25 protein-coding genes and 1 pseudogene are annotated in these 24048 nt (G+C 70.4%); 9 read left to right on the forward strand and 17 right to left on the reverse strand.

Annotation, left to right across the window (positions count from 1 at the left end):
- Positions 1-24: 24 nt before the first annotated feature.
- The 4 genes from ACFW16_RS17950 to ACFW16_RS17965 are packed head-to-tail and all read right to left on the reverse strand — an operon-like array spanning position 25 to position 3131.
- Entirely contained in the window at positions 25-714 is a 690-nt protein-coding gene (locus tag ACFW16_RS17950) for a DNA replication protein (protein ID WP_380307407.1), read from the reverse strand.
- Positions 711-1808 carry an AI-2E family transporter gene (locus tag ACFW16_RS17955; protein WP_380307409.1) on the reverse strand — a complete coding sequence of 366 codons (1098 nt, stop codon included), beginning with the start codon at positions 1806-1808 and terminating at the stop codon, positions 711-713. Before ACFW16_RS17955 ends, ACFW16_RS17950 begins: the two co-directional genes overlap by 4 nt.
- Positions 1805-2362: a CDP-alcohol phosphatidyltransferase family protein gene (locus tag ACFW16_RS17960; protein WP_380307501.1), complete on the reverse strand. Its 558-nt coding sequence runs from the start codon at positions 2360-2362 to the stop codon at positions 1805-1807. Before ACFW16_RS17960 ends, ACFW16_RS17955 begins: the two co-directional genes overlap by 4 nt.
- A 49-nt stretch (positions 2363-2411) precedes the next feature.
- Positions 2412-3131 carry a hypothetical protein gene (locus ACFW16_RS17965; protein WP_380307411.1) on the reverse strand — a complete coding sequence of 240 codons (720 nt, stop codon included), beginning with the start codon at positions 3129-3131 and terminating at the stop codon, positions 2412-2414.
- Positions 3132-3217: 86 nt separating this feature from the next.
- On the opposite strand from ACFW16_RS17965, the gene purM reads away from it, so the two are divergent.
- The 3 genes from purM (at position 3218) to ACFW16_RS17980 (ending at position 5203) form a co-directional block, all read left to right on the forward strand.
- Positions 3218-4300 (forward strand): phosphoribosylformylglycinamidine cyclo-ligase, encoded by a 1083-nt coding sequence (gene purM, locus ACFW16_RS17970; protein WP_380307413.1) that lies wholly within the window; start codon positions 3218-3220, stop codon positions 4298-4300.
- The gene (gene purN / locus ACFW16_RS17975; RefSeq protein WP_380307415.1) at positions 4288-4935 is read left to right on the forward strand and encodes a phosphoribosylglycinamide formyltransferase; all 648 of its coding nucleotides are present in this window, start codon (positions 4288-4290) and stop codon (positions 4933-4935) included. The genes purM and purN overlap by 13 nt, the downstream gene beginning before the upstream one ends.
- Positions 4936-5059: 124 nt before the next feature.
- Positions 5060-5203 (forward strand): aa3-type cytochrome c oxidase subunit IV, encoded by a 144-nt coding sequence (locus ACFW16_RS17980; protein ID WP_202964615.1) that lies wholly within the window; start codon positions 5060-5062, stop codon positions 5201-5203.
- Positions 5204-5316: 113 nt separating this feature from the next.
- Here ACFW16_RS17980 and ndk read toward each other — a convergent pair whose 3' ends face one another.
- A complete protein-coding gene (ndk, locus tag ACFW16_RS17985; RefSeq protein WP_380307417.1) occupies positions 5317-5736 on the reverse strand; it encodes a nucleoside-diphosphate kinase in 420 nt (139 codons plus the stop codon).
- A 118-nt stretch (positions 5737-5854) separates the two neighbouring features.
- Between ndk and ACFW16_RS17990 the strand changes: the two genes are divergently transcribed.
- Positions 5855-7738 (forward strand): ABC-F family ATP-binding cassette domain-containing protein, encoded by a 1884-nt coding sequence (locus ACFW16_RS17990; protein ID WP_380307419.1) that lies wholly within the window; start codon positions 5855-5857, stop codon positions 7736-7738.
- Positions 7739-7820: 82 nt separating this feature from the next.
- On the opposite strand, the gene ACFW16_RS17995 is transcribed toward ACFW16_RS17990, so the two are convergent.
- The 4 genes and pseudogenes from ACFW16_RS17995 to ACFW16_RS18010 form a co-directional block, all read right to left on the reverse strand.
- A complete protein-coding gene (locus tag ACFW16_RS17995; protein WP_380307421.1) occupies positions 7821-10145 on the reverse strand; it encodes a xanthine dehydrogenase family protein molybdopterin-binding subunit in 2325 nt (774 codons plus the stop codon).
- Between the two features lie 124 nt (positions 10146-10269).
- Positions 10270-10980, reverse strand: a complete 711-nt coding sequence (locus ACFW16_RS18000) for a phosphatase PAP2 family protein (protein WP_380307423.1) — start codon at positions 10978-10980, stop codon at positions 10270-10272.
- On the reverse strand, positions 10977-11438 hold the full coding sequence (locus ACFW16_RS18005; RefSeq protein WP_380307425.1) for a DNA polymerase III subunit chi: 462 nt from the start codon (positions 11436-11438) through the stop codon (positions 10977-10979). The genes ACFW16_RS18000 and ACFW16_RS18005 overlap by 4 nt, the downstream gene beginning before the upstream one ends.
- A pseudogene (locus ACFW16_RS18010) lies at positions 11438-12943 on the reverse strand (leucyl aminopeptidase). Before ACFW16_RS18010 ends, ACFW16_RS18005 begins: the two are co-directional and overlap by 1 nt.
- Positions 12944-13140: 197 nt before the next feature.
- On the opposite strand from ACFW16_RS18010, the gene lptG reads away from it, so the two are divergent.
- From lptG to rsmA, 3 genes are all read left to right on the forward strand, one after another.
- Positions 13141-14235, forward strand: coding sequence for an LPS export ABC transporter permease LptG (gene lptG, locus ACFW16_RS18015; RefSeq protein ID WP_380307427.1), 1095 nt, complete (start codon positions 13141-13143; stop codon positions 14233-14235).
- A gap of 96 nt (positions 14236-14331) precedes the next feature.
- The gene (locus ACFW16_RS18020; protein WP_380307429.1) at positions 14332-15624 is read left to right on the forward strand and encodes a peptidylprolyl isomerase; all 1293 of its coding nucleotides are present in this window, start codon (positions 14332-14334) and stop codon (positions 15622-15624) included.
- A 7-nt stretch (positions 15625-15631) separates the two neighbouring features.
- On the forward strand, positions 15632-16489 hold the full coding sequence (gene rsmA / locus ACFW16_RS18025) for a 16S rRNA (adenine(1518)-N(6)/adenine(1519)-N(6))-dimethyltransferase RsmA (protein WP_380307503.1): 858 nt from the start codon (positions 15632-15634) through the stop codon (positions 16487-16489).
- Here rsmA and gmk read toward each other — a convergent pair.
- Positions 16486-17121: a guanylate kinase gene (gmk, locus tag ACFW16_RS18030; RefSeq protein ID WP_380307431.1), complete on the reverse strand. Its 636-nt coding sequence runs from the start codon at positions 17119-17121 to the stop codon at positions 16486-16488. The two genes, rsmA and gmk, sit on opposite strands and share 4 nt — an antisense overlap.
- Entirely contained in the window at positions 17118-18020 is a 903-nt protein-coding gene (locus tag ACFW16_RS18035; RefSeq protein ID WP_380307433.1) for a YicC/YloC family endoribonuclease, read from the reverse strand. Before ACFW16_RS18035 ends, gmk begins: the two co-directional genes overlap by 4 nt.
- 45 nt (positions 18021-18065) lie before the next feature.
- On the opposite strand from ACFW16_RS18035, the gene ACFW16_RS18040 reads away from it, so the two are divergent.
- Positions 18066-18824 carry an SDR family NAD(P)-dependent oxidoreductase gene (locus ACFW16_RS18040; protein ID WP_380307435.1) on the forward strand — a complete coding sequence of 253 codons (759 nt, stop codon included), beginning with the start codon at positions 18066-18068 and terminating at the stop codon, positions 18822-18824.
- Between the two features lie 67 nt (positions 18825-18891).
- The gene (locus ACFW16_RS18045) at positions 18892-19020 is read left to right on the forward strand and encodes a hypothetical protein (RefSeq protein WP_255646373.1); all 129 of its coding nucleotides are present in this window, start codon (positions 18892-18894) and stop codon (positions 19018-19020) included.
- Here ACFW16_RS18045 and pssA read toward each other — a convergent pair.
- From pssA to fabG, 6 genes are all read right to left on the reverse strand, one after another.
- Positions 19002-19880, reverse strand: coding sequence for a CDP-diacylglycerol--serine O-phosphatidyltransferase (gene pssA / locus ACFW16_RS18050; protein ID WP_380307437.1), 879 nt, complete (start codon positions 19878-19880; stop codon positions 19002-19004). The two genes, ACFW16_RS18045 and pssA, sit on opposite strands and share 19 nt — an antisense overlap.
- Positions 19877-20593, reverse strand: coding sequence for a phosphatidylserine decarboxylase (locus ACFW16_RS18055; protein WP_380307439.1), 717 nt, complete (start codon positions 20591-20593; stop codon positions 19877-19879). The genes pssA and ACFW16_RS18055 overlap by 4 nt, the downstream gene beginning before the upstream one ends.
- Complete coding sequence (gene mltG / locus ACFW16_RS18060) at positions 20590-21615, reverse strand: endolytic transglycosylase MltG (protein ID WP_380307440.1); 1026 nt, start codon at positions 21613-21615, stop codon at positions 20590-20592. The genes ACFW16_RS18055 and mltG overlap by 4 nt, the downstream gene beginning before the upstream one ends.
- Positions 21616-21619: 4 nt before the next feature.
- Positions 21620-22882: a beta-ketoacyl-ACP synthase II gene (gene fabF, locus ACFW16_RS18065; RefSeq protein WP_380307442.1), complete on the reverse strand. Its 1263-nt coding sequence runs from the start codon at positions 22880-22882 to the stop codon at positions 21620-21622.
- Positions 22883-22925: 43 nt separating this feature from the next.
- Positions 22926-23165, reverse strand: a complete 240-nt coding sequence (locus ACFW16_RS18070) for an acyl carrier protein (RefSeq protein WP_225766028.1) — start codon at positions 23163-23165, stop codon at positions 22926-22928.
- Between the two features lie 144 nt (positions 23166-23309).
- Positions 23310-24047 carry a 3-oxoacyl-[acyl-carrier-protein] reductase gene (gene fabG, locus ACFW16_RS18075; protein WP_380307444.1) on the reverse strand — a complete coding sequence of 246 codons (738 nt, stop codon included), beginning with the start codon at positions 24045-24047 and terminating at the stop codon, positions 23310-23312.
- Between the last annotated feature and the right edge of the window lies 1 nt (position 24048).

The following is a 24048-nucleotide window of genomic DNA, read 5'->3' on the forward strand; positions in this document are numbered from 1 at the left end:
GGACATCGGCGCTGCCTCCCTTCCTCAGCGATCCGCCAGGATCGAGCGCACCAGCGGCAGGGTGATCGAGCGTCCCTGGGCCAGGCTGGCGGCGTCGATCTCGGCCACCAGCCGCCGCGCCTCGGCGAAGCTGCGCTCCATCCGCGCCAGCATCGCCTGCACGATCTCCGGCCCGACCGCGAGCTGGCGATCGGCGAACAGCTTGGCCAGCACCTGCGCCAGCAGCACGTCGTCGGGCTCGCCCAGGCCCACGGCCGGCGCCGCCTTCAGCCGAGAGGCGAGGTCCGGCAGCGCCACGGGCCAGCGTGCCGGCGGCTCGCGCGCCGCCAGCAGCAGGAAACCGCCGGCCTCCTTCAGCAGGTTGTGCAGGTGGAACAGCGCCCGCTCAGCCGCCGCGTTGCCGGCCACGCGGTCGGCGTCGTCCAGCGCCACCGCCCCGGCGGCGGCGAGCTCGGCCGGATCGGCCGCGGCGAGTTCGGCGCCGGTCAGGCTTCGGGCGCCGGCGCGCTGCGCCCAGATGCCGAGCAGATGGCTCTTCCCCGCCCCCGGCGCGCCGTGCAGCGCCAGGACCGGCCCCGGCCAGCCCGGCCAGCGCGCGATCCACTCCGCGGCCTCGCGATTGCTGTCGGCGACGATGAAATCCTCCGGCCCCAGGGCGGGGGGCAGCGACAGGTCGAAGACGAACTGCGCCACCGGGCTGGCACTCTTGCTCATGAGACGGTGGGAAGGTCCATGTCCGGCGGATCCGAGGGCGGCGGCGGACCGTACAGCGCGCTCTGGCGATAGCGGTGCAGGGCGAATCGCGTCAGCACGCCGATCACCGCCGCCATCGGCACCGCCAGCATGACGCCGGTGAAGCCGAACAGGCTGCCGGCGGCGAGCAGCGCGAAGATCACCCAGACCGGGTGCAGGCCGACGGAATCGCCGACCAGCTTCGGGGTGACGAAGTTGCCCTCCAGGAACTGGCCGAGCACGAAGATGCCCAGCACCAGCGCCCACATCGTCCAGTCGTCGTACTGCACCAGGGCGATGCCGACCGAGCTGACCAGGCCGACCAGCGAGCCGACATAGGGGATGATCGACAGCACGCCGGTGATCAGCCCGACCAGGAGGCCGAAGTTCAACCCCACCATGGACAGGGCGATGGCGTAGAACAGGCCGAGCAGCAGGCAGACGGTGAGCTGGCCGCGGATGAAGCGGGACATGGTCCGGTTCACCTCGCGCCCCAGGCCACGGATGGTCTCGCGCTGCGCCACCGGCAGGTTGTGGTCGATCACCCCGATCATGTGATCCCAGTCGCGCAGCATGTAGAAGGCGACCACCGGGGTGATGAAGAGCAGCGACAGCAGGTCGATCAGCGCCATGCCGCCCTGCCACAGGCTGCGGAGCACCGTGCCGATCCAGGACACGGCGTTGCCGGCATACTGGCTGACCGCCTTCTGGATCTCGTTGAAGTCGGACTCCGAGACGCGATGGCGCAGCTCGGCGATCAGCGGCTGCAGCCGCGCCCCAGCCCGCGCCACATAGTCGGGCGCGGCCGAGATCAGCCCGGTCAGCTGGTTCACCAGGATCGGGACCACGATCAGCACCGCCAGGATCGCCAGGATCACGAACAGCAGCAGCAGCACCGTCGTCGCCAGCCAGCGCGGCAGCCCCAGCCGCAGCAGCCGGTCGCAGGCCGGGTCCAGCAGATAGGCGATGATCATGCCGGTGACGAAGGGCGCCAGCACGCCGCTCAGCAGCCACACCAGGAGGCAGAAGACGACGAAGCCGATCAGCCAGAAGCGGATTTGGGTCGATGCGTTCACGCGTGCGCCCCGGCCGGGGTGAAGAAGCGGCGGATGGTCTCGCGCAGGTAGCCGGCCGCCGACAGGGTGGTGGTCCCGGCCACGACCCAGACCAGGACCGCGATGACGCCGCTGGCGTCGACATCCAGCCCCGGCGCCGCCATCACCAGCACCACCAGCGCGATCTGCATCACCGTGTTCAGCTTGCTGATCATCGAGGGGGTCAGCGATCGGGTGCCGCGGCCGGCGAAGTGCAGCACCACCACGCCCAGCACCAGGCCGATGTCGCGCGCCACCACCAGCACCACCAGCCAGACCGGCAGCGCCGCCATCCAGGTCAGGGCGAGATAGGTCCCGACCAGCAGCGACTTGTCTGCGATCGGGTCGAGATAGCTGCCCAGCGCCGTGCGCGCCTGCAGCCAGCGGGCCAGGATGCCGTCGATCGCATCGGTCAGCGCCGCCGCCGAGAACATCCAGAAGGCCGTGACCAAGCGGCCGTCCAGGATCAGCCAGATGGTGACCGGGGCGACGACGAGCCGGGCCAGGCTGAGCAGGTTCGGCAGGTATCGCAACATGCGGCGCAAGGGGCCTGACCTCGATGCCAAGGGTGTCGTCACGCCGGGGCTACATCGCACCGGTCCGGTGCAGCTCCAGCGCCTGGGCGCCCTGCTGCACCGTCAGGCCCTGCTGCGACAGGATCTGGTTGAGCTGGGCCTGGTCGCCCGGGAAGCGCAGCTCCAGCACCGCCTGCCGCGCCGTCAGGCTGACCAGGGAGGACGAGACCACGCCGCCGAGGCGGGTCAGCCGGCCCTGCACGTCGTACCAGTCGGCCGGCGCCGCAATCGGCACGGTGACGGTGACCGATCCCCGCGCCGCGAAGCCCGGCTGCGGCAAGGTCCCCGGCACCGTGCCGGGGGCCGCGCCGGGGGCGGTGATCGGCGGCGCGGCACTGCCGCCGGCCAGAAGCTGCTGCACGCCGGAGCTGCGGAAGGTGTAGGCGAGATTGGCGGCATAGTGGCCGGGCGAGGCCTGTTCGGACTTCACCTGGAAGCTCTGCACCAGCCGTTCGACATCGGCGTCGGACATGCCGGAGACGCGGTTCGGATCGGCGCCGATCTGCTGCAGCAGCTGCTGCAGCGCCTTGCGCGGCCCTTGGGCGAAGGCCTTGGTGCGCGCCTCGGTCGCATTCGCCGCACTGGCCTCGACCGCGACATTGTCCACGGAGTAGCCGGAGGCATTGCCCGCGATCGGCGCCCCGCCCGGGGTCTGGGCACGCACCGGCACCAGCCCGGCACAGAGAAGCGCGGCCGCCAGAGCCAGGGTCGATCCGATGCGAAGCATCATTGCAAAGCCTTCCGGTTCCGCTATGGTCCGCGCCCATCCGCACGGATAATCCGCCTTTATATAGCACCGCTCTCTGCGAGGTCATCATGTGCCCGCCGATCGACCCCAAGGACAGCGCCGACGCCTACGCCCGGGCCGGCGTGAACATCGCCGAGGGCGAGGCCTTCGTCGGCGACATCAAGCCCCTGGCGGAGAGCACCCGGCGGCGCGGCATGATGGAGGGGCTGGGCGGCTTCGGCGCGCTGTTCGACCCGAAGGCCGCCGGCTTCCGCGACCCGATCCTGGTCGCCGCCACCGACGGCGTCGGCACCAAGCTGAAGGTGGCGATCGAGACCGGCCGGCACGACACGGTCGGCATCGACCTCGTCGCCATGTGCGTCAACGACCTGGTGGTGCAGGGCGCCGAGCCTCTGTTCTTCCTCGACTACTTCGCCTCCGGCAGGCTCGACCGCTCGGTCGGCGGCGGCGTGCTGCGCGGCATCGCCGAAGGCTGCCGCCAGGCCGGCTGCGCCCTGATCGGCGGCGAGACGGCGGAGATGCCGGGGATGTACGCCGCCGGCGACTACGACCTGGCCGGCTTCGCCGTCGGCGCGGTCGAGCGCGACCAGGCCCTGACCGGCCGCGACGTGCGCGACGGCGATCTGGTGCTGGGCCTGGCCTCGACCGGCGTCCACTCCAACGGCTATTCCCTGGTCCGCCGCACCGTCGCGGATGCCGGCCTGGCCTGGGACGAGCCGGCGCCCTTCGCCAACGACAAATCGCTCGGCGAGGCCTTCCTGGCGCCGACCCGGATCTATGTGAAGAGCAGCCTCGCGGCGATCCGCGCCGGCGGCGTCCACGCCCTGGCCCACATCACCGGCGGCGGGCTGACCGAGAACATCCCGCGGGTGCTGCCGGACGGGCTGGGCGTCGCCCTAGACGCCGGGGCCTGGCCCCTGCCCCCGGTGTTCCGCTGGCTCAAGGCCCAGGGCGGGCTGAACCCGGCCGAGCTGGCCCGCACCTACAACTGCGGCATCGGCATGGTGCTGATCGTGTCGCCGGACCGGGCGGACGCCGTGTCGGCGATCCTGGCCGGCCAGGGCGAGACCGTGCACCGGATCGGCCGGGTCGTCGCCGATGCCGGCCGATCCGTGGCGATCGCGGGCACGGAGGCGGCATGGGCCGTCTGAAAGTCGGGGTGCTCATCTCCGGCCGGGGCAGCAACATGGCGGCCCTGGCCGAAGCCTGCGCCGCGCCGGACTTCCCGGCCGAGATCGCCCTGGTGCTGTCCGACATCCCCGGCGCCGGCGGCCTGGCCGTCGCGGCGGGCCGAGGCATCGCCACCGCCACGGTCGACCGCAAGGCCTATTCGTCCAAGGCCGCCTTTGAGGCGGCGATGGACGAGGCGCTGCGCGCCGCCGGGGTCGAACTGGTCTGCCTCGCCGGCTTCATGCGAGTGCTGAGCGCCGATTTCGTCGGCCGCTGGCACGACCGAATCCTCAACATCCATCCGTCGCTGCTGCCGGCCTTCCCCGGCTTGCACACCCATGAGCGGGCGCTGGCCGCCGGCGTCAGGCTCGCCGGCTGCACCGTGCACATCGTGCGCCAGGCGGTCGATGACGGGCCGATCCTGGTCCAGGCGGCGGTGCCGGTGCTCGACGGCGACGATGCCGCCAGCCTCGCCGCGCGCATCCTGGTGGAGGAGCATCGCTGCTACCCGCTGGCGCTCCGCTGGATCGCCGAGGGGCGGGTCCGGATCGAGGACGGGCGGGTCCGGATCACCGGTGCGGACGCCGCCGCAGGCGCGATCCACAACCCCTTGTGATAATTGTCACAAAGCCCAATAGACGCTGCGACAATTAAACCCTATTTCACTGGACAAGGCCGGGGGGCACCCGTAAATGGTGCCTCGATCGCAAACATACGAAAGCGTGACGAGGATGGGCGCGATGGCCAGCGAAGGCACGAATCAGGTTCCGGAAGAACTGCTGGCTTCGCGCAAGCAGATGTATGCCAGCTTCGTGCGCTTCAGCACCTGGGGCATCGTGGCCGTCGCCATCCTGCTGATCGGCATGGCGCTGTTCCTGCTCTGATTTTTGCCATCGGCGCGAAAAAGGCCGGCCCCACGGGGACCGGCCTTTTTTGTTGCCCGATGGCAGCGTCCGGCCCTCCCCGCCGCAGCGGGGAAAGCCGAAAGCGCTTCGGATCAGCCGACGATCTCGGTGCCGGCGAAGAAGAAGGCGATCTCGATCGCCGCGTTCTCGGCCGAATCGGAGCCGTGCACCGAATTCGCCTCGATCGACTCCGCAAACTCCTTGCGGATGGTGCCCGGGGCGGCGTTGGCCGGGTTGGTGGCGCCCATCACCTCGCGGTTGCGGGCCACGGCGTTGTCGCCTTCCAGCACTTGGACCACGACCGGACCCGAGATCATGAAGGCACACAGGTCGTTGAAGAACGGCCGCTCCTTGTGCACGCCGTAGAACGCCTCGGCCTGGGCGCGGCTCAGCTGGATCCGCTTCTGCGCGACGATGCGCAGGCCGGCTTCCTCGAACTTGGCGTTGATCTTGCCGGTCAGGTTGCGGCGGGTCGCGTCCGGCTTGATGATGGAGAGGGTGCGCTCGGCCATTGGATCCTCGGTTTTGCAGGCGTTGGCGATCGGAATTGCGCGGCCTTATAGACGGGCCGCCCCGATCCGGCAACCGAAGCGCGCGAATCCCGCTCTTCCGTGCTATGACGCCGCCGCCATGCTTCAGATCCAGGACATCACCATCCGCATCGCCGGCCGCGTGCTGCTCGACTCCGCTTCGGTGTCGGTGCCGGCCGGGCACAAGGCGGGCCTCGTCGGCCACAACGGCACGGGCAAATCGACGCTGCTGCGCGCGATCCGCAAGGAGATCGGGCTCGACGGCGGCCGGATCAGCTATCCCGGGCGCTGGCGCATGGCCAGCGTGGCCCAGGACGCGCCGGAGGGGTCGGCCAGCCTGCTCGACACCGTGCTGGCCGCCGACACCGAGCGCGCCAGCCTGCTGGACGAGGCGGAGACCGCCGAGGACCCGGACCGGATCGGCGAGATCCACACCCGCCTGGCCGATATCGACGCCCACACCGCTCCGGCCCGCGCCGCCACCATCCTGGCCGGCCTGGGGTTCGACACCGAGGCCCAGGCCCGGCCGGTCGGCGACCTGTCGGGCGGCATGCGGATGCGCGTGGCGCTGGCGGCGACGCTGTTCCTGCAGCCCGATCTTCTCCTTCTCGACGAGCCCACCAACCACCTCGACCTCGAGGCCACGCTGTGGCTCGAGACCTGGCTGAAATCCTACCCGCACACCATCCTGATGGTCAGCCACGACCGCGACCTGCTGAACCGCGTGGTCGACACGACGATCCATCTCGAGAACGGCAAGCTGACCGCCTACAGCGGCGGTTACGACCAGTTCGAGCAGACGCGCCGCATGCGGCTGGAGCATCTGGCGGCGCTGCAGAAGCGGCAGATCGCCCAGCGCGCGCATATGCAGAGCTTCATCGACCGGTTCAAGGCCAAGGCCACCAAGGCCCGCCAGGCGCAGAGCCGGGTCAAGGCATTGGAGAAGATGGAGCCGATCGTGGCCCTGGTCGAAGGCCAGTCGATCAGCTTCGACTTCCCGCCGCCGGAGGAGCTGGCGCCGCCGATCCTGGTGCTGGACAAGGTGACCGTCGGCTATGACGAGCGCCCGGTCCTGAAGAGCCTCGACCTGCGGATCGACATGGACGACCGCATCGCGCTCCTCGGCGCCAACGGCAACGGCAAGTCGACGCTGGTCAAGCTGTTCGCCGGACGGCTGCAGCCGATGGCGGGGCAGCTGCGCAAGTCCAACAAGCTCAAGGTCGGCTATTTCGCCCAGCACCAGGCCGAGGAGCTGGACCTGTCGCTGAACGCCATCGCCCAGGCGCGGCGGGTGATGCCGAATTCGACCGACGAGAAGATCCGCGCCCATCTCGGCCGCTTCGGCTTCGTCCAGCGCCGGTCGGAGACCCGGATCGGCGACATGTCGGGCGGCGAGAAGGCGCGGCTGCTGCTGGCCCTGATGGCGCGCGAGGCGCCGCAGCTGCTGCTGCTCGACGAGCCGACCAACCATCTCGACGTCGACAGCCGCCAGGCGCTGGTGCAGGCGCTGAACGAATATGACGGCGCCGTGGTGCTGATCACCCACGACCCGCATCTGATCGAGCTGACCGCCGACCGGCTGCTCTTGGTCAAGGACGGGGCCGTGAGCCCCTTCGAGGGCGACCTCGACGACTACCGCCGCCTGTTGGCCGAGCAACGCCGGCAGGAGCGCGCCGGGCGGCAGGCGGAGAAGCAGAGCCAGGCCGACCGCAAGGAGCAGCGCCGCGCCGCCGCCGAGGCCCGAGCCCAGCTGGCGCCGCTGCGCCAGGCGATCCGCGAGATCGAGAAGCGGATCCAGGGGCTGGAGCGGGACAAGAAGGCGATCGAGGCGAAGCTGGCCGACACCGCGCTCTACAACAACCCCGCGGCAGCGACCGAGCAGCAGATCGCCCTGCACGACGTGCAGGGCAAGCTCGACGCCGCCGAAGAAGCCTGGCTGGAAGCCAATGGCAAGCTGGAGGCGGCGCAGGCCCTGGCGGGATAGGCCCTTCTTCGTAGGTTGGGTTCGCTTTGCGAACCCAACACGGTACGGCCGCTCGATGTTGGGTTCGCTTCGCGAACCCAACCTACGATTGCAGCGCTTCCCACACCGTCGCCGGGGTCAGCGGCATCTGGATGAGGTCCGCGGCCGCGCCATGGCCAGCGCGGGCCAGGGCATCCGCGACGGCGTTGACCACCGCCGGGGTGGCGCCGATCGTGCCGAGCTCGCCCACGCCCTTCACCCCCAGCGGGTTGTTCAGGCAGGGTATCGATTCGTCGAGCAGATGGACGAAGCCGCGGATCACATCCGCGCGCGGCACGCCGTAATCCATCAGCGTGGCCGTCATGACCTGCCCGGTCTCCGGGTCGTAGACCATCCGCTCGCCCAGCGCCTGGCCGATGCCCTGGACCGCGCCGCCGTCGAGTTGGCCGCGCACGATCATCGGGTTGACCACCCGGCCGACATCGTTGGCCGAAACGTAGGAGACGATGTCGACCGTCCCGGTCTCGGGGTCCAGCTCGACCTCGCAGATATGGCAGCCATTCGGCCAGCTCGGCCCCTTCACCGTGCTGGTGGCGTCGATGAAGATGCGCCGGTCGGGCTGGCGGTCGGCCAGCTCGAACAGGCCGATGGCCCGGTCGGTGCCGGCGATCCGGAACACGCCCTCGGCATATTCGATGTCGGCGGCCGCAGCCTCCAGCGCGTCGCCGGCCAGATCCCGCCCGGTGTCCACCGCGCGCTCGGAGGCGTGGCGGATGGCCGAACCGGCGGTGAACAGCGACCGCGACCCGGCGCTGCCGAAGCCCTGGCCGCGGTCGGTGTCGCCCATGACGATGCGGATCTTCTCGATCGGCACGCCGAACACGTCGACCACCAGCTGGGCGTAGGAGGTCGCGATCCCCTGCCCCATCGGCATGGTTGCCGCGTAGACCTCGATGCCGCCGTCGCCGGAGACCTGCACCGTCACCCGCTCCTCGAACACGTTGCCGCCCGTCCATTCCAGGAACGAGGCCAGGCCGCGGCCGCGCAGCTTGCCGCAGGCCCGGGATTCGGCCTCGCGGGCGGCGAAGCCGTCCCAGTCGGCGAGGGTCACGGCCTGGTCGATGATCGAGCCGAACCTGCCGCTGTCATAGGTCTGCCCCATCGCGTTGGTGTAGGGCATCTGCTCCGGCCGGATCAGGTTGCGGCGCCGGATCTCGACCGGATCCAGGCCGAGCTGCCGCGCCGCGGTGTCGAACAGCCGCTCGATCAGGTAGATCGCCTCCGGCCGGCCGGCCCCGCGATAGGCCGCGGTCGGGGCGGTGTTGGTGAGGATGGCGGTGAACTCGAAATCGATCGGCCGGATGTCATAGATGCTTGTCGACACCCAGGGGCCGATCATCAGCTGGATGATGATGCCGGCCGTGGTCGCATAAGCGCCGACATTGGCAGTGGTCCGGATGCGGTAGCCCAGGGCGCGGCCGGTCTCGTCGAGGGCCAGCTCGGCATGGCTCTCGATATCGCGGCCGTGGGTCGCCGCCAGGAACTCCTCGATCCGCTCGGCGGTCCATTTCACCGGCCGCTGCAGCTTGCGCGCGGCATAGGCGACCATGATGTCCTCGGCATAGAGGCCGGTCTTCATGCCGAAGCCGCCGCCGACATCGTCGACCACCACCCGAACCTTCTCCCGTGGGATGCCGAGCACCGCGTCGCACAGCGTGTCGCGCGCGCCGGACGGCATCTGGCTGGACAGGCGCAGCGTCAGCTTGTCGGCCTCGGCATCGTAATCGGCCTGGGAGCTGCGTGGCTCCATCGGCGTCGGCGCCAGCCGCTGGTTGACGAGGTCGAGCGAGACGACATGGGCGGCCGTCCGGAAGGCGGCGTCGGTCGCCGCCGCATCGCCGTGGCGCATCTGCGCCGCGACGTTGCCCGTCGCCGCCGGCCAGACCTGCGGCGCGTCCGGTGCCAGGGCCTGCGCCAGCCCGGTAACGGCCGGAAGGTCCTCGTACTCGACCACGATGGCGTCGAGCGCGTCCTTCAGCAAAGCGCGGCTTTCGGCCACCAGCGCGACCACGGCCTCGCCGACGAAGCGCACCACCTCCTGCGCCAGGGCCGGCCGCAGCGGCGACGCGCCGGGCGACCCGTCCGGCCGCTTGAAGATCGGCGCCAGCGGCAGCGGCTTCACCCCGTCTGCGGCCAGGTCGGCGCCGGTCAGCACCGCGACCACCCCCGGCATCGCCAGCGCCGCCGAGGCATCGATCGACACGATCCGCGCATGCGGATGCGGCGAGCGCAGGAAACCGAGATAGGCCTGTCCTGGCAGGGAGATATCGTCGCTGAACCGGCCGGCGCCGGCCAGGAGCCCGGCATCCTCGATCCGCCGCACCTCGCGCCCGCTGCCGAACCGTCCGACAGTCGATCCGTCCGTCATCACTCGTCACCTTGGCTGGGAAACCGCCCGGATCGCTGACCCGCGGCGGCCTTGGCTGTCAGTCTATATGGTTGCGGATTGCGCCCGCGCATCACTTGCCGGACAAATTGGCAGCGGCTGCAACTCAGCCCCGCTCCGGCCAGCGGATCAGGCCGCGGGTGAAGTCGCGCCAGGCGGCGGCCGTGCTCCAGCGGTCGAACAGCAGGGCGTGCAGCCCGGCGCTGACCAGCAGGATCACCGCGGCGGCGAAGACCACGTCGCTGAAGAAATGCCCGCCCATGCCGACGCGCAGCAGGCCCAGCAGGCCGCCCAGCGCCATCGATCCCCAGAAGATCCGGCGGCGGCGCCGCGCCGGCACGACATAGGCGACGCTGTGGACGACGAAACCGACGGTCGGGTCGCCGGCGACGAAGGAGCAGTTGCGGGCACACTGGCCGGCCGGGATCAGCGGCGGCGTGAAGACCGCGGCGCCGCCGAAGGCCTCGACCTGGCGCGGCCGGGCCCGACCCCAATGGTCCTTCAGCACGGCGTTGGCCACCAGCCCGGGCCCGATCGCCAGCGCCAGGGCCAGGAAGGCCCAGCGCCGCGCGTCGAGGCCGAGCAGCCGCCGCTGCCGCAGCCAGGTCCAGCCCGCGGCGAGCAGAAGCAGCACGGCGGCGGCGCGGACCAGGAGTTGCACCACCTCGTGGATCGCCTCCGCCGGCGGCGCCCCGTCCCAGGCGAAGCCGCTGCCGGGGGCGTAGAACCAGCCGGAGACGACGAGGTCGATCCCGGGCAGGAGGACCAGCAGGGCACAAATCGCGACCGCGAGCCACAGTGCCGTGCGCGGCGTCACCCGCCCACCCGTTGCTTCTCGCTCCAGGCCCCGGCCTCGTCCTGCTGGTAGTAGACCAGGGTATGGCCGCCGTCGCGGAAGCGCTTCCAGCGCCCTCGGGCGGCCTGTACCGCCTCCGGGTCGTTGCCGTCGAACAGGTCGCAGACCGTCGGGAAGGCGCCGTCGCCGTCCGACTCCGCGCCGTCGCCCAGGAACAGCACCTGGGCGCCGTTCGGGTTCTCGACCTGGTCGCTGATCCAGACCGGCTGCTCTTCGGCAAAGCCGTCGCGCTTGGTGCCGTGCGGCAGGAAGCCTTCCTTGGAATAGGTCCAGAGATGGCCGGCCAAGCTCTCCGCCCGCTCCTCCGAGCCGACGCAGACCACGGCCCGCCAGCCGCGCTGCAGCGTCCGGTCGAGCAGCACCGGCAGGGTCTGCTCGAACGTCCGCGCGGTCAGGTGATAAAAGCGGATCTCGGCCATCAGCCCTCGTAATTGTCGGCCACGAACCGCTCCAGCAGGCGCACGCCGAAGGCGGTGGCGCCCTTCGGCACGGTCGGCGTGTCCTTGCTGGACCAGGTGGTGCCGGCGATATCCAGATGGGCCCAGGGCACCTTGTTGACGAAGCGCTGCAGGAACTGCCCGCCGATGATCGACCCGGCGTCGCGGCTGCCGGTGATGTTCTTCATGTCGGCGATGTCGCTGTCGATCTGCTTGTCGTAGGCGTCGCCCAGCGGCAGGCGCCACAGCTTCTCCTCGACCGCCTTGCCGGCGGCGGTCAGCTTCTCGGCCAGGGCGTCGTCGTTCGCGAACAGGCCGGCATGGTCCGTGCCCAGCGCGATGATAACCGCGCCGGTCAGGGTGGCGAGGTTGACCATCGCCTTCGGCTTGAACCGGTCCTGCGTGTACCAGAGCGCGTCGGCCAGGACGAGCCGGCCCTCGGCGTCGGTGTTCCAGACCTCGATGGTCTGGCCGGACATCGAGGTGACGATGTCGCCCGGCCGCTGCGCGTCGCCGGACGGCATGTTCTCGACCAGGCCGAGCACGCCGACCGCGTTGACCTTGGCCTTGCGCAGCGCCAGCGCCTTGAACAGCCCGGTGACAACGCCGGCGCCGCCCATGTCCCACTTCATGTCCCACATGCCCTGGCCGGGCTTCAGCGAGATGCCGCCGGTGTCGAAGGTCACGCCCTTGCCGACGAAGGCGATCGGCGCCTCGTCCTTGCGCTTGCCGCCGGCGCCCTTCCATTGCAGCACCACCAGCTAGCTCTCGCGCGCCGAGCCCTGGCCGACGCCGAGCAGCGCGCCCATGCCGAGCTTACGCATCTGCTTCTCGCCCAGGATCTCGACCTCGACGCCGAGATCCGCCAGCTCCTTGGCCTTGGCGGCGAAGCTCTCCGGATGGAGGATGTTGGCCGGCTCGGACACCAGCTCGCGGGTCAGGAACACGCCCTGGGCCACCGCATCGGCGCGGGCGAAGGCCTTCTTCGCCGCCGCGGCCTCGCCGGTCTGCACCGTCAGGCCCTTCAGCGTCGGCTTCGCCTCGGCCTTCTCCTTGGTGCGGTAGCGCTCGAACCGCCAGGCCCGCAACCGGGCGCCGAACGCGAATTCGGCGGCCGCCGCGCCCGCCCCCTGGCCGGCGAGAACGATGCCGTCGAGTTGGGCCGTCGCCGTGCCGATCCGGGCCTGGTTCAAGAGCGCGGCGACCGCGCCGCCAGCCCGCTGCAGCCGGACCGCATCGACCTCTTCCGGCTTGCCGAGGCCGAACAGCACGATCTGGCCAACGCCAACGCCGGCAAGGCCGTACAGGGTCAGCGTCTCGTCGCGGCCGCCCTTGAACTTCGGCGCGGCCTTCAGCGCCCGCGACAGCGCCCCCTTCGACCGCTTGTCGGCCGCGGCGGCGGCCGTGGAGAGAACGCCGTCGGCGAACACGCCGAGCACCAGGGCGCCGGCTTCCACCGAAGCAGGCGGGGCAAAGGAGATCTGCATCTTGTCGTCTTCCGGGCGATTTCCGATGACCGCGGCCGAAGCGGCGGAACCTGCAAGGTAACAGGGGGTTTCACACCCGTCACCGGTCGAAAACGGCCCTGCCGCCCGGCTGCGACTCCTTGATGGTCGCGGCGGCGGGCCGTCTGATGTAGAAGAAGCGCCCAACCGCCTTCGGCACCACAGGCCAGCCGCACCCGATGCTCCGCTCCCCCACCCTCTACGCCTATATCGTGCGGCAGTTCCTGTTCTGGTTCCTGGCCGTGCTGCTGGTGCTGAGCGGCGTGATCGCGGTGTTCGAGTTCGTCGAGTTCGTGCGCCAGGTCAGCGCCGTGCCCGAGCTGCCGGTGAGCCTGGCCTTCACCCTGGCCGCCTTCAAGCTGCCCAGCGACGTCGAGATCCTGTTCCACTTCGCCGTGCTGATCGCGGCGATGGTGACCTTCTGGCGCATGACCCGCAGCCGCGAGCTGGTGGTGGCGCGCGCCGCCGGCCTGTCGGCCTGGCAGTTCCTGGCGCCGGTGATCGCCGCGGCGATGGTGCTGGGCGTGGTCAAGATCGCCGTCGTCAACCCGATCTCGGCGGCGATGTACAGCCGTTTCGAGCGCCTGGACCTCGACTTCCTGGGCGGCACCGGCGACGTCATGAAGGTGGCCAGGACCGGCTTCTGGCTGCGCCAGAAGGACGAGGGCGAAATCGTCGTCATCCACGCCGAGAAGGTCGGCAGCAACGGCGACGAGCTGCAGAACGCGATGTTCCTGCTGCTGAACCCGGACGAGAGCTATCACGGCCGGATCGACGCCGCGAACGCCCATCTCCAGGACGGCAAATGGGTGATCAACGATGCCTGGGTCATGGACGGCAGCCAGCCGGCGCAGCATGTCGACACCACCTCGATCCCGAGCAACCTGACCCGCAACGGCATCCAGGAGCGGTTCGCCTCGCAGCAGACCATCTCGTTCTGGGACCTGCCGGACTATATCCGCAATCTCGAGGCCACCGGCTTCTCCTCGACCCGCTACCGCATCGCCTACCAGGGGCTGCTGTCGCAGCCTCTGCTGATGGCGGCGATGATCCTGGTCGCCGCGGCCTTCAGCCTGCGGCCGGGGCGCCGGGTCGACACCGTGCTGATGATCGTCGGCGCCATCGTCACCGGCTTCTCGATCTTCGTCCTCGGCGACATCGTGGCGGCGCTCGGCCGCGCCGGAACCCTGCCGGTGCCGATGGCCGCCTGGGCCACCTCCTGCGTCGCCCTCCTGTTCGGCGCCGCCGCGCTGCTCCATCTCGAGGATGGCTGAGCCTGCCATGCCCCGGGATCTGGCCGCTTTTGCCTTGAGTCGGCCAAAGTCACGTGCTGTATCTGCGCCTTTCAATAGCGAGGCCGTGTCGCCCTCATGATCCTTCGTCTGTCGGCCCCGATCGTCGCCCTGGTCCTGGCGATCACCTCTCTCGTCGCCCCCTCCGCCATGGCGCAGACCCGCCCTGCACCGGCCTCAGCCGTCGGCACCATCGCTGCGGTGGTCAATGACGACGTGATCACCGTGGCCGACCTGCAGATGCGCCTGCGCCTGGCGCTGATGAGCAGCGGTCTGCCGGCGACGCCGGACGCCCAGCAGCGGATGCTGCCCCAGGTGCTGCGCCTGCTGATCGACGAGAAGCTGCAGGGCCAGGAGGCCAAGCGCGCCGGCATCAGCGTCCCGGCCCAGGACGTGGACCGGGCGCTGGCGGCGATCGCCGGCCAGAACCGGATGTCGACGCAGCAGCTGTTCACGATGCTGAAATCCACCGGGGTGCCGCAGACCGCGCTGGAGGACCAGGTGCGCTCCCAGCTGGCCTGGCGCCAGCTGGTCCAGCGCCGCTTCGTCTCCCAGGTCGAGGTCTCCGACACCCAGGTCGACGAAGTGGTCGAGCGGCTGAAGGCGAACCAGGGCAAGCCGCAATATCTCGTCGCCTCGATCTTCCTCGCGGTCGACCAGGATGCGGGCGAGGGCCAGGTCAAGGCCCTGGCCGACCGCCTGGTCTCGGAGATCCGCCGCGGCGCCCCCTTCCCGGCCGTGGCCCGCCAGTTCAGCCAGGCCGCCGGCGCCCAGAGCGGCGGCGACATGGGATGGGTCCTGGCCGGCCAGCTGGAACCCGCGCTCGACCAGGTGCTCGGCACCATGCAGCAGGGCCAGGTGTCGGACCCGATCCGCACCCTCGGCGGCTACAATATCCTGCTGCTGCGCGACAAGCGGCTGGTCAACGCCAACACCGCGACCGGCGTCAAGGTCCGCCTGAACCAGATTGTCGTTCCGGTGCCGCCGACCGCGCCGGGCAACCGGGTGCAGACCGTGGTGGCGCAGATGCGCAACGACTTCTCCGGCGTGAACGGCTGCGAGGCCTTCCGCGCCAAGGCCAAGGAACTGGGCGTGACCGCCAACCCGGATCTCGGCGACATCCTGCTCAACCGCCTGCCCGATGCGATGCGCCAGGTGGTCAGCGCCCTGCCAGACGGCCAGGTCAGCTCGCCCCTGCGCGTGCCGGACGGCGTTGCCGTGATGATGGTCTGCTCGCGCCAGGATGCCGGCGGCGACGGCGTCGATCGCGACCAGATCCGGTCCGGCCTGGCCGAGCAGAAGCTGGACATGATGCAGCGTCGGCTGCTGCGCGACCTGCGCGGCAACGCCTATATCGACATCCGGCTCTGAGAGGCATCTGACCCTGTCCGGCGACCTCCGCGACGCGATCGCCGCCCTGCCGCCGCTGCGCGACGTGATCGCGCGGCACGAGCTGGCGGCGAAGAAGTCGCTCGGGCAGAACTTCCTGCTCGACCTCAACGTCACCGCCCGGATCGTCCGCGAGGCCGGCGACCTGGCCGGCGCGCATGTGGTCGAGATCGGGCCGGGCCCCGGCGGGCTGACCCGGGCGCTCCTGGCCTCCGCCGCCGACAGCGTCACGGTGGTCGAGCGCGACCGGCGCTTCCGGCCGGCGCTGGAGGAGCTGGCCGCCGTGGCCGGCGGCAAACTGCGGATCGTCGAGGCCGACGCGCTGCAGACCGACATCCCGGCGCTGGTGCCGGCGCCGCGCGCCGTGATCGCCAACCTGCCCTACAACGTGGCGACGCCACTCCTGATCGGCTGGCTGCGCCGGATCGACGAGTTCCGGTCGCTGACGCTGATGTTCCAGAAGGAGGTGGCGGACCGCCTGGTGGCCGAGCCGCGCAGCAGCGCCTACGGCCGGCTGTCGGTGATCGCCCAGTGGCGGGCCGAGGTCGATCCGTTGCTGACCCTGCCGGCCCGCGCCTTCACGCCGCCGCCCAAGGTCGATTCGACCGTGGTCAGCTTCCGGCCGCGCGGGAACCGGCAGGACGTGCCGTTCGAGGCGATGGAGACGGTCACCGCCGCCGCCTTCGGCCAACGCCGCAAGATGCTGCGCGCCAGCCTGCGCGGCCTGGGCGACGCCGAGGCGCTGCTGGCCGAGGCCGGCCTGCCGCCGACCGCGCGGGCCGAGGAGATCGACATCGCCGGCTTCGTCCGCCTGGCCCGGGCAGTGACGGCCCGCTCGAAGGCCTAAAGCTTCGCCTGCAGCGAGCGGACGAAGTCCGGCAGGCCGGTCTGGCGGCTGCGACGCAGCCGCTCCGCCGTCAGGATCGCCTGCACCTGGGCGATGCTGGCGTCCAGGTCCTGGTTGACGATCGCGTAGTCGTATTCCGGCCAGTGGCTCATCTCGTCCGCCGCCTTGGCCATGCGGCCGGCGATCACCTGGTCGCTGTCCTGGGCGCGGGCGCGCAGCCGTTCCTCCAGCGCCTCCACCGTCGGCGGCAGCACGAACACGCTGACCAGGTCGGTGCGGACCTTCTGCGCCAGCTGCTGGGTGCCCTGCCAGTCGATGTCGAAGATCACGTCGCGACCGGTCGCCAGCGCCGCTTCGACCGGCGCGCGCGGCGTGCCGTAGCCGTTGCCGAAGACCGTGGCACGCTCGAGCAGCTCGTCATTGGCGACCATGGCGTCATAGGCCGCCTGATCGATGAAGTGGTAGTGCGTGCCGTCGACCTCGCCCGGCCGCTGCGCCCGGGTGGTGACCGAGACGGAGATCGTCAGGTTCGGGTCCTGCGCCAGAACGGCCCGGGTGATCGAGGTCTTCCCCGCCCCCGAGGGCGAGGACAGGACGAGCATGAGCCCGCGTCGGGAAATAGCGGTGGTCATTCGATGTTCTGGATCTGCTCGCGGAACTGTTCGATCACGGCCTTGAGGTCGAGGCCGATCCGGGTCAGCGCCACATCCGCCGCCTTCGAGCACAGCGTGTTCGCTTCCCGGTTGAACTCCTGGCACAGGAAATCGAGCCGGCGCCCGACGCCGCTACCGGCGGCAAGCAGGCCGCGCGCCTGGCCGATATGGGCGTCGAGCCGGTCGAGCTCCTCGCGCACGTCGCAGCGGCCGACCAGCACCGCCACCTCCTGCGCCAGCCGGTCCTCGGCCAGAGGCGGCCGGGCTTCCAGCAACAGGTCGAGCTGGGCCTTGAGCCGCGCCTTGAGCGCCTCCGGCTGGGCGGCGGCGGAAGCCCGGGCCTGGCCGACGAGCGCGGTGATCTGGTCGATCTGGCCGGCCAGGACGTCGCGCAGGCGCCCGCCCTCCTCCAGCCGCGTCGCCAGCAGGTCGTCGAGCAGCGGCGCGATCGCCGCCCCCGCCTCGGCCTCGACGGCGCCGTTCAGCTCGGCCGACGCGGCATCGCCGTTCTCGACGACGCCGCGCACGCCGAGCAGCGCGTCGACCTGCACCGGCGCTGTGTCGCCGTTCACCTCGCGCACCAGCGCGATCAGCTGGTCCAGCACCTCGCGGTTGATGCGCAGCTGCGGCGCCGCCTCGCTGCGGCCGAGCGACAGGTTGAGGGTGATGTTGCCGCGGCGGAAGCGCTTGGCCAGCTCGATCCGCGCGGCGGCCTCCAGCCGCTCGAAGCCGGCCGGGGTGCGCAGGCGCAGGTCGAGCGACTTGCCGTTGACGCTGCGCGCTTCCCACACCCAGGACACGCCCTCGACGCCGCCCTCCCTGCGGGCGAAGCCGGTCATGCTGGAAAGCTGGGCCGAGGCGGTCTTATCCTGAGTCATAGCGGGCTTATAGCGGTCGCCCGGATCGCCAACAAGGAGAACACCATGGCGGGTCCGACCGCGATCCTGATCACCGGCGCCTCGAGCGGCCTCGGCGCGGCGCTGGCCAAGGGCTATGCCGCGCCCGGCGTGCGGCTGGTGCTGTTCGGGCGCGACACCGCCCGGCTGGAGACGGTGGCGGAGGCGGTCCGTGCCCTCGGCGCGACGGCGGAAACAACGGCCGTCGATGTCACCGATCAAGCGACGATGGCGGCGGCTGTGATCGCGGCCGACGAGGCCGGGCCGCTCGACCTCGTCATCGCCAATGCCGGCGTCGCGCCGGGCGGGGCCGAGGGCACCGACGTCGCGGCGAAGGCCCGCCGGATCCTGGCGGTCAATCTCGACGGCGTGCTCAACACCGTCGACCCGATCCGCCCGCGCATGGCGGCGCGGGGCGCCGGGCAGATCGCGCTGATGAGCTCCCTGGCCGGGTTCCGCGGCTTTCCCGGCATGGGGCCCTACGCCGCCTCGAAGGCCGCGGTGCGGATCCATGGCGAGGCGCTCCGGGTCGAGCTGCGGCCGCGCGGCGTCCGGGTCTCGGTGATCTGCCCCGGCTTCGTGCGCACGCCGATGACCGACGGCGCCGGTTTCCCGATGCCGATGCTGATGGAGGTCGAGGACGCGGCGGCGGCGATCCGGCGCGGCCTGGAGCGCGGCCGGCCGCTGATCGCCTTCCCCTGGCCGATCCATGCCGGCTCGCGGCTGCTGGCCGCGCTGCCGGCCGCCTGGGCCGACGCGCTCATCCGCCGTTTCATCCGGGTGTGACTGCCGTCACGGTACGCCCACGCCGGATCGGGCATTGTCGCGTCACGCATTCAGAAAGCGCGACATCATGCACCTGATTCATGACGACGACGACACCGACAGCCCGTTCGACCTGGTCCGCGAGATCGTGACAATCGTCGGCTGGGTGGCGACCACCTTCGCCCTGCTGCTGGTCGCCTACGCCGCGTTCGGCTGATCCGGCCGGTCGGGGGGCTGTTGCGCCGAAGCGGCGGCCGGCGCCCCCTCGTCCAGATCCCCCATCATCAGCGCGGCCTGGCGCTTGAGATGGGCGTAGCGCCGGATGCTGAAGAAGATGCTGCCGACATAGATCAGGCCGAGCGCGACCAGCGTCGGCCAGGTGGCGGTGACCAGCAGCGTGGCCACCAGCCCGACCCCGACCAGCACCGGCACGATATATTCCTGCGGGATCCGCACCACCTTCATCGAGAAGGTCGGGATCCGGCTGACCAGCAGCAGCGCGACGAAGACGGTCCAAAGCCCGACCAGCAGCGGCGCCGCCCAGAAGCCGGACGAGAACTCGAAGCTGATCATCAGCGGCATCAGGATCAGGATGGCGCCCGCGGGCACCGGCACGCCGGTGAAGTAGTTGTAGGCGAAGGGCGGCAGGGTGGTGTCGTCCAGCGCCGTGTTGAAGCGCGCCAGGCGCAGCGCGGCGCAGACGGCATAGGCCATGACCGCCAGCCAGCCCAGGCTGCCGGCATCCTGCATCATCCAGAGATAGAGGATGATCGCCGGGCTGACGCCGAAGCTGACGATGTCGGCCAGGCTGTCCAGCTCGGCCCCGAATTTGCTCGACCCGCGCAGCAGCCTGGCGACGCGGCCGTCCAGCCCGTCCAGCACCGCGGCCACCAGGATCGCCGTCACCGCCTGCTCCCAGCGCTCATGCACGGCGTAGCGGATCGCGGTCAGCCCGGCGCACAGCGCCAGCGTGGTCAGGATGTTCGGCAGCAGCCGGTTGATCGTCAGGCCGCGGATGCGGACGACCGGGCGGCGGCGGAAGGGCCGCGGGCCTCGCCGGTGTTCGGGCTTCATCATCGTGCGACGGCGACCGGGTTGGCGACGACCGCGGCCGCCAGGTCGGCCAGCACGGTCTCGCCGCCGACCATGGTCTGGCCGACCGAGACCAGAGGCTCCACCCCGTCGGGCAGGTAGATGTCGGTCCGGCTGCCGAAGCGGATCAGCCCGTATGTCTCACCCGCCACCACCGGCTGGCCGGGCGACAGGTCGCAGATGATGCGCCGGGCCACCAGCCCCGCGATCTGGACGAAGACCAGGATCCGCCCGTCCGGCAGGCGCAGCGAGACGGCGCAGCGCTCGTTCTCCTCGCTGGCCTTCTCCAGATTGGCGTTCAGGAACTTGCCCGGCCGGTATTTCACGTCGACCACCGCCCCGTCGGCCGGGACCCGGTTCACATGCACGTTGAACACGTTGAGGAAGATGCTGACCCGGGTCAGCGGCCGGCTGCCGAGGCCGAGCTCCGCCGGGGGCACCGCCTGCACCAGCATCTGCACCACGCCGTCGGCCGGCGCCACCACCAGGTCCGGCCGGGTCGGCGTCACCCGCGGCGGATGGCGGAAGAAGTAGATGCACCAGGCGGTCGCCAGCACGCCGAGCCAGCCCAGGGGCTCCCAGATCAGGAACAGGATCACCGTGACCACGGCGAACACGCCGATGAACGGGTAGCCGGCCGGATGGATCGGCACCAGGACCCCGCGGATCGTGTGCAGAAGATGGGGGTCGTCGTTCAAGGCGTCTCGTCTCCGCTTGCCGGGGCCGCGTCGCCGGGAGTCGGCGGGGCGGCCTGCCGTCGCTTCTGCCATTCGGCGACGTTGCGATTGTGCTCCTCGAGCGTCCGGGCAAAGACATGCCCGCCGGACCCGTCGGCCACGAAGTAATAATAATCCGTAACCGCCGGCTTGAGCACTGCGGCAAGTGCGTCGCGCCCGGGATTGGCGATCGGTCCCGGCGGCAGGCCCGTCACGACATAGGTGTTGTAGGGCGAATCCAGCTTCCAGTCGGCCCGGGTCAGCGGGCGGCCGAGCGGCTTCCTGCCCTGGGTCAGGGCATAGATCACCGTCGGGTCGGCCTGCAGCGGCATGCCGGCCTGCAGCCGGTTCAGGAACACGCTGGCGACCGCGGGACGTTCCGCCGGCACCCCCGTCTCCTTCTCCACGATCGACGCCAGGGTGACGGCCTCCTGCGGCGACTTGAACGGCAGCCCGTTCGCCCGCCTCGCCCAGAGCGCGTCGATCTCCTGCCGCATCGCCTTGCGCATCCGTTCGATCACGGCCGCGCGGGTGTCGCCGCGGATGAACTGATAGGTTTCCGGCAGCAGCGAGCCGTCTGCCGGGACATCCCCGGCCTCGCCGGTCAGGAGAGGCTCGGCCTGCACCAGGGCCACGATCTCGGCCGAGGTCAGGCCTTCCGGAACGGTGACCTTGTGCGAGACGTTGCTGCCGCGGGCCAGGAGATCGGCCGCCTCGGCCGGGGAAATCCCGGGCGCGAAGGCGTATTCCCCGGCCTTCAGGACGCGGTCGCCGCCGTCCAGCGCGGTCCCGGCCAGGAACACCCAGCGGTTCTCCACGACGCCCGCCGCCTCAAGCTGAGCCGCGATCGCGGTCAGGCCGCTGCCGCGCTCGATGACGAGCGTCGCCGGAGCCGTCAGCGGCCCCGGCGAACGATACTCATGAAGGAACCATGCGACGCCGCCACCGATGACGGCCGCCAGGACCACCAGGAAGACGAGCGCGCGGGCGAGTGCCCGAAGCATGAACTCAGACGTACTCTCGGAAGATCAGCGACGCGTTGGTCCCGCCGAAGCCGAAGCTGTTCGACAGCGCGGCACGCACCGGCCGCTCCTTGGCCTGCTTCGGCACCAGGTCGACGCCGAGGCAGCTGTCCGACGGATCCTCGAGGTTCAGCGTCGGCGGCACCAAATCGTGGTTGACCGCGAGCACCGAATAGATCGCCTCGACCGCGCCGGCCGCGCCGAGCAGATGGCCGATCGCGGACTTGGTCGATGACATCGACACGGTCTCGATCGCATTGCCGAACAGGCGCTTGACCGCGCCGAGTTCGATCTCGTCGCCCAGCGGCGTCGAGGTGCCGTGGGCGTTGACGTAGTCGATGTCCGACGGGGCCAGGCCGGCCCGCTTCAGCGCCGCCGACATCGCCCGGAAGCCGCCGTTGCCGTCGTCCGGCGGGGCGGTGATATGATGGGCGTCGCCCGACAGGCCGTAGCCCACGACCTCGGCATAGATCGTGGCGCCGCGCGCCTTGGCGTGCTCCAGCTCCTCCAGCACGACCACGCCGGCACCCTCGCCCATGACGAAGCCGTCGCGGCCCTTGTCATAGGGGCGCGAGGCCCGGTCGGGGGCGTCGTTGTAGGCGGTGGACAGCGCCCGGGCCGCGGCGAAGCCGGCGAGCCCGAGCCGGCACACCGCCGCCTCCGCCCCGCCCGCCACCATGACGTCGGCATCGTCCCACATGATCAGCCGCGCCGCGTCGCCGATCGCGTGCGCGCCGGTCGAGCAGGCCGTGACCACGGCATGGTTCGGACCGCGGAAGCCGTGCTGGATCGAGACCTGGCCGGAGGCCAGGTTGATCAGCGCCGCCGGGATGAAGAAGGGGGAGATCCGGCGGGGCCCCTTCTCCTCCAGGGTCAGCGAGCCCTCGGCGATCCATTGCAGGCCGCCGATGCCCGAGCCGATCATGACGCCGGTGCGGTCACGCGCCTCGTCGGTCGGCGGCACCCATCCCGAATTCGCGATCGCCTCATTGGCCGCGGCGATCGCGTAATGGATGAAGACGTCGTTCTTGCGCTGGTCCTTGGGCGGGACCGCGCTGTCGACGTCGAAATCGCCGGGGCCGGTGCCGCGCGGCACCATGCCCGCGATCCGCGCCGGCAGATCCGAGACGTCGAAGGTCGAGATCGCCCCGATGCCGGACTGGCCGGCGATCAGTCGATCCCAGTTGGTCTTCACACCGGCACCGAGAGGCGTGACCATCCCCATGCCGGTGATTACGACACGTCGCATCATTTCATCCGGTTCTGCGGCGGAACGTGGCAAGGGCCTGCGATCAGCCGGCCGAATGCTGCTCGATGAACTGGATCGCGTCCTTCACCGTCAGGATCTTCTCGGCCGCGTCGTCCGGAATCTCGCAGCCGAACTCCTCCTCGAACGCCATGACCAGCTCGACGGTGTCGAGGCTGTCCGCGCCCAGATCGTCGATGAAGCTGGCCGACTCGGTGACCTTGCCTTCTTCGACGCCAAGATGCTCGACGACAATCTTCTTAACGCGCTCGGCGATGTCGCTCATTCGTTCTACCTTTCAAGAGAGCGGAACGGGGCTGAATTCCGCAGTGCTGAACCCCCGCACGAGTGACCGCCCCGTAACCCGCGGTCACATAACACACCTGATCGAACATGGCCAAGCATCTGGCCATGTCCAGCCCTGGCGACGTCAAACCATCGCCATTCCGCCATTCACATGGATGGTCTGGCCGGTGACATAGGCCGCCTCGTTGCTGGCGAGATACAGGACCGCGGCCGCGATCTCGGCCGGCTCGCCCATCCTCGCCATCGGGATGGTGGCCGAGATCCGTGCCTTCTGCTCGTCGTTCAGCGCACCGGTCATGGCGCTGGTGACGAAGCCCGGCGCGACGCAGTTGACGGTGATGCCGCGGCTCGCCACCTCCTGCGCCAGCGCCTTGGTCATGCCGGTCAGGCCGGCCTTGGAGGCCGCGTAGTTGGCCTGGCCCGGATTGCCGGTATGGCCGACGATCGAGGTGATCGACACGATCCGGCCCCAGCGCTTCTTCATCATGCCGCGCAGCGCCGCGCGGGCCAGGCGGAAGGCGGACACCAGGTTGACGTCGAGGACGGTCTCGAAATCCTCGTCCTTCATCCGCATCGCCAGGCCGTCGCGGGTCAGGCCTGCATTGTTGACCAGGATGTCGAGGCCGCCGGTCGCGGCCTCGGCCGCCTTGGCCACCGATTCGGCGCCCTCGGCGCTCGACAGGTCGCCCGGCGTCACATAGGCCCGCTCGCCCAGTTCCCGGGCCAGCCCCTCCAGCTTCTCGACCCTGGTGCCGGACAGCGCCACGGCGGCGCCCTGGGCGTGCAGCAGGGTCGCGATGGCGCGGCCGATGTCGCCCGAGGCGCCGGTGATAAGCGCCGACTTGCCGTTCAGATCGAACATG

The sequence above is a fragment of the Inquilinus sp. NPDC058860 genome (genome assembly GCF_042743185.1).
Taxonomy (GTDB): domain Bacteria; phylum Pseudomonadota; class Alphaproteobacteria; order DSM-16000; family Inquilinaceae; genus Inquilinus.

Excerpts from the sequence above, each read along its gene's own strand:
- purN (WP_380307415.1), top strand. The coding sequence starts at position 4,288 with ATGGGCCGTCTGAAAGTCGGGGTGCTCATCTCCGGCCGGGGCAGCAAC.
- mltG (WP_380307440.1), bottom strand. The coding sequence starts at position 21,615 with ATGCTTCGGGCACTCGCCCGCGCGCTCGTCTTCCTGGTGGTCCTGGCG.
- ACFW16_RS18035 (WP_380307433.1), bottom strand. The coding sequence starts at position 18,020 with ATGACTCAGGATAAGACCGCCTCGGCCCAGCTTTCCAGCATGACCGGC.
- ACFW16_RS17965 (WP_380307411.1), bottom strand. The coding sequence starts at position 3,131 with ATGATGCTTCGCATCGGATCGACCCTGGCTCTGGCGGCCGCGCTTCTC.
- ACFW16_RS18070 (WP_225766028.1), bottom strand. The coding sequence starts at position 23,165 with ATGAGCGACATCGCCGAGCGCGTTAAGAAGATTGTCGTCGAGCATCTT.
- ndk (WP_380307417.1), bottom strand. The coding sequence starts at position 5,736 with ATGGCCGAGCGCACCCTCTCCATCATCAAGCCGGACGCGACCCGCCGC.
- fabF (WP_380307442.1), bottom strand. The coding sequence starts at position 22,882 with ATGCGACGTGTCGTAATCACCGGCATGGGGATGGTCACGCCTCTCGGT.
- pssA (WP_380307437.1), bottom strand. The coding sequence starts at position 19,880 with ATGATGAAGCCCGAACACCGGCGAGGCCCGCGGCCCTTCCGCCGCCGC.
- purM (WP_380307413.1), top strand. The coding sequence starts at position 3,218 with ATGTGCCCGCCGATCGACCCCAAGGACAGCGCCGACGCCTACGCCCGG.
- ACFW16_RS17980 (WP_202964615.1), top strand. The coding sequence starts at position 5,060 with ATGGCCAGCGAAGGCACGAATCAGGTTCCGGAAGAACTGCTGGCTTCG.
- ACFW16_RS18020 (WP_380307429.1), top strand. The coding sequence starts at position 14,332 with ATGATCCTTCGTCTGTCGGCCCCGATCGTCGCCCTGGTCCTGGCGATC.
- ACFW16_RS17960 (WP_380307501.1), bottom strand. The coding sequence starts at position 2,362 with ATGTTGCGATACCTGCCGAACCTGCTCAGCCTGGCCCGGCTCGTCGTC.
- ACFW16_RS17950 (WP_380307407.1), bottom strand. The coding sequence starts at position 714 with ATGAGCAAGAGTGCCAGCCCGGTGGCGCAGTTCGTCTTCGACCTGTCG.
- ACFW16_RS18040 (WP_380307435.1), top strand. The coding sequence starts at position 18,066 with ATGGCGGGTCCGACCGCGATCCTGATCACCGGCGCCTCGAGCGGCCTC.
- ACFW16_RS18045 (WP_255646373.1), top strand. The coding sequence starts at position 18,892 with ATGCACCTGATTCATGACGACGACGACACCGACAGCCCGTTCGACCTG.
- ACFW16_RS17995 (WP_380307421.1), bottom strand. The coding sequence starts at position 10,145 with ATGACGGACGGATCGACTGTCGGACGGTTCGGCAGCGGGCGCGAGGTG.
- lptG (WP_380307427.1), top strand. The coding sequence starts at position 13,141 with ATGCTCCGCTCCCCCACCCTCTACGCCTATATCGTGCGGCAGTTCCTG.
- ACFW16_RS18005 (WP_380307425.1), bottom strand. The coding sequence starts at position 11,438 with ATGGCCGAGATCCGCTTTTATCACCTGACCGCGCGGACGTTCGAGCAG.
- fabG (WP_380307444.1), bottom strand. The coding sequence starts at position 24,047 with ATGTTCGATCTGAACGGCAAGTCGGCGCTTATCACCGGCGCCTCGGGC.
- gmk (WP_380307431.1), bottom strand. The coding sequence starts at position 17,121 with ATGACCACCGCTATTTCCCGACGCGGGCTCATGCTCGTCCTGTCCTCG.
- ACFW16_RS17990 (WP_380307419.1), top strand. The coding sequence starts at position 5,855 with ATGCTTCAGATCCAGGACATCACCATCCGCATCGCCGGCCGCGTGCTG.